The sequence below is a fragment of the Streptomyces sp. MB09-02B genome (genome assembly GCF_033794485.1).
Lineage (GTDB): Bacteria > Actinomycetota > Actinomycetes > Streptomycetales > Streptomycetaceae > Streptomyces.
In genome coordinates this window covers 1-4033 of the sequence record NZ_JARGEE010000616.1, presented here as the reverse complement: position 1 = coordinate 4033, position 4033 = coordinate 1, and the positions used below count along the sequence as shown (strand labels likewise).

3 protein-coding genes are annotated in these 4033 nt (G+C 72.8%); 2 read left to right on the top strand and 1 reads right to left on the bottom strand.

From position 1 onward, the window contains the following. Positions 1–190: 190 nt before the first annotated feature. Complete coding sequence (locus P1P70_RS41730) at positions 191–1471, bottom strand: glycosyltransferase family 4 protein (protein WP_319247284.1); 1281 nt, start codon at positions 1469–1471, stop codon at positions 191–193. Between the two features lie 293 nt (positions 1472–1764). On the opposite strand from P1P70_RS41730, the gene P1P70_RS41725 reads away from it, so the two are divergent. Beyond that, the gene (locus P1P70_RS41725) at positions 1765–2526 is read left to right on the top strand and encodes a response regulator transcription factor (RefSeq protein ID WP_319247281.1); all 762 of its coding nucleotides are present in this window, start codon (positions 1765–1767) and stop codon (positions 2524–2526) included. 12 nt (positions 2527–2538) lie between these two features. Then, positions 2539–4033: HAMP domain-containing sensor histidine kinase (locus P1P70_RS41720; protein ID WP_319247280.1), on the top strand; the 1495-nt coding region annotated here is incomplete at its 3' end.

Sequence of the window (4033 nt, the reverse complement as noted above, 5' to 3'; positions counted from 1 at the left end):
GGGCGGAGGGGCTGGCCGGGCGGGTCGAGCGAGCGGGGTCGGAGTTGGCCGGGTTGATGACTGGGGTGTCCCGGCGGGTGGCGCCGCCGGTCGAGCCCGAGCCTGCGACCGAGGGGTTCGTTGTCGTTCCCTTCGAGGAGCAGTTGGCGGCGCTCAAGGGCTGAGATTCGCCTTTGGGGTGCGGTGGGATTCAGGCCGCGGGTTGTTTGTGGTTGCTCGCGCAGTTCCCCGCGCCCCTGGAAAACGCCGGGGTGGCCCTCTTGTATGAACGCAGTCGGCGGCGCAGCCAGCCCTTCGCCCTCGTCGCCCCTCGTTCCCAAGTGCGCTGGAGCCTCGTCTCGCGCAGCTCTGCGAACAAGTGCTCGTACTTGGCGACGATGGGGGCCGGGTCGTAGCGATGGGCGCTCGCCAGGGCGGCCCGGCCCATGGCGCGGCGTAGGGACGGGTCCCCGGTGAGGTCCAGGAGGGCGTCGGCCAGGGCGTGCGGATCGTCGACCGGGACGAGGCGGCCGTCGACGCCGTCGGTGATGATCTCGGCGGGGCCCAGCGGGCAGTTGGTGCTGACGACGGGGACCCCGCAGCGCATGGCCTCGACGAGGGTCATGCCGAAGGACTCGGCGTCGGAGGCGCTGACCACGACGGAGGCCCGCGCGAACTCCTCCTCGATGGGGGTGTGCGGGCCCATCAGATGGGCCCGGTCGGTGAGGCAGAGATCCTGGATGAGGGTCTCCAGGCGCCCCTGCTGCTTGCCACCGCCGTAGATGCGCAGCTGCCAGTCCGGTTCCTTCGAGGCGACCTTCGCGAACGCCTCCAGGAGCAGGTCGAAGCGTTTGCCGCGGGCGAGGCGGCCGGCGGCCGCGATGACGGGGGCCGTGCCGTCCGACGGGGCGACCCCGGCCTCCGGGACGATGTTGGGCACCGACATCACCCGTACGCCCGGCAGTTTCATCCGTGCGCGGTACACCGCCGCGTCCGCCGCCGTGGTCGTGACGACCGCGTCCAGGGTGCGGTAGTGGCGGGCGAGGACCTTGCGGAGCTGCTTGGTGTGGGCGTCGTGGCGCAGGTGCTCCTGGGCGATGCGCAGGGCGCGGCGAGGCCCGAAACGCGAGATGTAGACGTTGATGCCGGGGCGCGTGCCGATGACGACGTCCGCGTCGCAGCGGGCCAGATAGTCGCGGACCCGGAGATCGGTGAGACGGCTGTACTGGCGGTGCCGCTTGTCCTCGGCCGGGAAATCCGTCGCGGGCTGGGCCTGGGCGGGATCGCGCAGGTCGGGGCTGGACGGGCGGATGTCCACCAGGGGGACGAGCGTGACCCTCGGATCGACCGTGAAGCGGGGCTCTTCCAGGTGGCGGGCCATCGAGGCGATCTCCACGTCGTGGTGGTCCGCGAGCGCCGACGCCAGGTTCAGCGTCGTGCGGACGGTGCCGCCGATGGCGTACGCGTTGTGCAGCAGGAACACGATCTTCATGCGGCGGCTCAAGGGCCCTACCTTCCCGACGGCGTGAGCGGTGCGGTGATGCAGTTGTGCGGAGGTGGTGTTGTTGTCCGAGGTTGTGGATAGTGGTGCTGGTTTGGCTGGTTCAGACCCTTTGTACTCCATCTGCTCGCTCTGCCCGGGTTCCCGTGCGGCGGGGTGTCACACGGACACGCTGCTCCGGAGGAGTAAGTCCGGCGCGCGGTCGGGGTGAGAGGCCGGTAAGAAGGGCGGTCCGGCGCTTCCGACGAGGTGGTGGGCGCCCGTGACCTTGGCAGACTGGTGGGGTGCCCCAGAACGTGCTGCTCGCCGAGGACGACCGCGCCATCCGCCATGCCCTGGAACGCGCGCTGACCCTGGAGGGGTACGAGGTCACGGCGGTCGCCGACGGCGTCGAGGCGCTCGCCCAGGCGCACCGCAACCGGCCCGACGTGCTCGTGCTCGATGTGATGATGCCCGGCATAGACGGCCTCCAGGTCTGCCGGGTGCTGCGCGCGGAGGGTGACAGGACGCCGATCCTGATGCTCACCGCGCTCGTGGAGACCGCCGACCGGATCGCCGGTCTCGACGCCGGCGCCGACGACTACGTCGTCAAACCGTTCGACGTGGAAGAGGTGTTCGCCCGGCTGCGGGCGCTGCTGCGGCGGACGGGCGGTGCGGACGGCTTCGCGGCCCCGGCCCCTGCGGTGGCGGCGGCACCCGGGGCGGCGGTCCCGTCCTCGGCCGCGGGCGCGGCCCCGGACACCGGCGGGCTCCTCACGGCCGCCGGGCTGCGCATGGACGTACAGGCGCGGCGGGCGTGGCGCGGCGCGCGGGAACTGGAGCTGACCCGGACCGAGTTCGACCTGCTCGAACTGCTCGTCCGCAACGCAGGCATCGTCCTCGACCACGCGACGATCTACGACCGGATCTGGGGCTACGACTTCGGGCCCGGCTCCAAGAACCTCGCCGTCTACGTCGGTTATCTGCGCCGCAAGCTCGACGAGCCCGGGGCGCCGGCGCTGATCCACACCGTGCGGGGTGTGGGGTACGCGCTGCGGGAAGACTGAGGGCGGCGCGCGATGCCGCCGCCCCGTGGCGTCCGGGTGCTGCCCCGGCTGCTCTCCCGGCTGAAGCCGGTGCCCTCGCTGCGGGCCACGTTCACCGTGTCGTTCGTGGCGGTGGCGTGTGTCGTCACCGTCCTCGTCGGGATCCTCAGCTACAGCGCGGCGGCGCGGCTCGTACGGGTGGACGAGCAGACCGTGTTCGCCGAAGTCGTGCGTGATCTACGGGAGTTGGTGGAGCAGGATCGCCTGACGCCGGAGGACTTCGCACCGAGCGGCAACGGTGGCCCGCGCGACGACCTGATCCGCTCCGGCCGTACGGACGTCCAGGTGCTCGGCCCGCACGGGGAGATCCTCGACAAGGGCGCCCCCGGCCTGCCCGTCCGTGACGCCGACCGCCGGACGGCCGACGCGGCCCTGGCCGGGGTGACGGTCGAGCACGGCGAGGTGGAGGTCGGCAACGACCGCTACCGGGTGGTGACCGTCGCGCTCGGCGGCGGCCGGGGGGCGGTGCAGGTCGCGCAGGAGTTCAGCGACACGGAGGACCTGCTGCGGGAGCTGCAGCAGCGGACCCTGCTGTTCGTCTCCGGTGTCGTCATCTCCGCCGGGTTGTTCGGGTGGTGGCTGGCGCGGCGGCAGACCCGGCGCCTGGTGCAGCTGGCGGGGGCGGCGGAGGACGTGGCCCGGACCGGGCACCTCGGTATCCAGGTGCCGGTCGCGGGCCGGGACGAGGTGGGGCGGCTGGGCCGCTCCTTCGACCGGATGCTGGTCCGGCTGGCCCAGTCGGAGGAGGACCAGCGGCGGCTGGTGCAGGACGCGGGCCACGAGCTGCGCACCCCGCTCACCTCCCTCCGGACGAACATCTCCCTGCTCCGGCGTATCGACGAGCTGCCGCCCCGGATGCGGGAGGAGCTCGTCGACGACCTCTCCCAGGAGGCCCTCGAACTGACGGATCTGGTCAACGAGTTGGTCGACCTCGCGGCCGGGCAGTCGAGCACCGAGCCGGTGCAGCGGGTGCAGCTGGCCGACCTCGCGGAGGATGTCGCCGGGACCGCGCGGCGGCGCACCGGGCGCGAGGTCGTCGTGCGCGTGGCCGGGGACACGACCGTCGAGGGGCGGGCCGGCGCGCTGCAGCGGGCCATCTCCAACCTGGTGGAGAACGCGGCCAAGTTCGACCGCGGCGGCTCGGGGGCGATCGAGGTCGTGGTCGCCCGGGGGTCGGCGGGGGCCCTCGGTGAGCTGGGCGGACTGGGCGAGCTGGGGGACCACGGCGACCTCGGCGCACTCGCCGGTCCGGGCGAACCCGGCGACGACTCCGACGTCGTCCGCGTCGAGGTCCTCGACCGGGGCCCCGGAGTCCCCGACTGCGACCTGGAACGGATCTTCGACCGCTTCTACCGGGCTCCCGACGCCCGCAGCCTGCCCGGTTCGGGCCTGGGCCTGTCGATCGTCCGAGCCGTGGCGTCCGCCCACGACGGTGCCCCGTTCGCGTTCCGACGGGAGGGCGGGGGGC

Excerpts from the sequence above, each read along its gene's own strand:
- P1P70_RS41730 (WP_319247284.1), bottom strand. The coding sequence starts at position 1,471 with ATGAAGATCGTGTTCCTGCTGCACAACGCGTACGCCATCGGCGGCACC.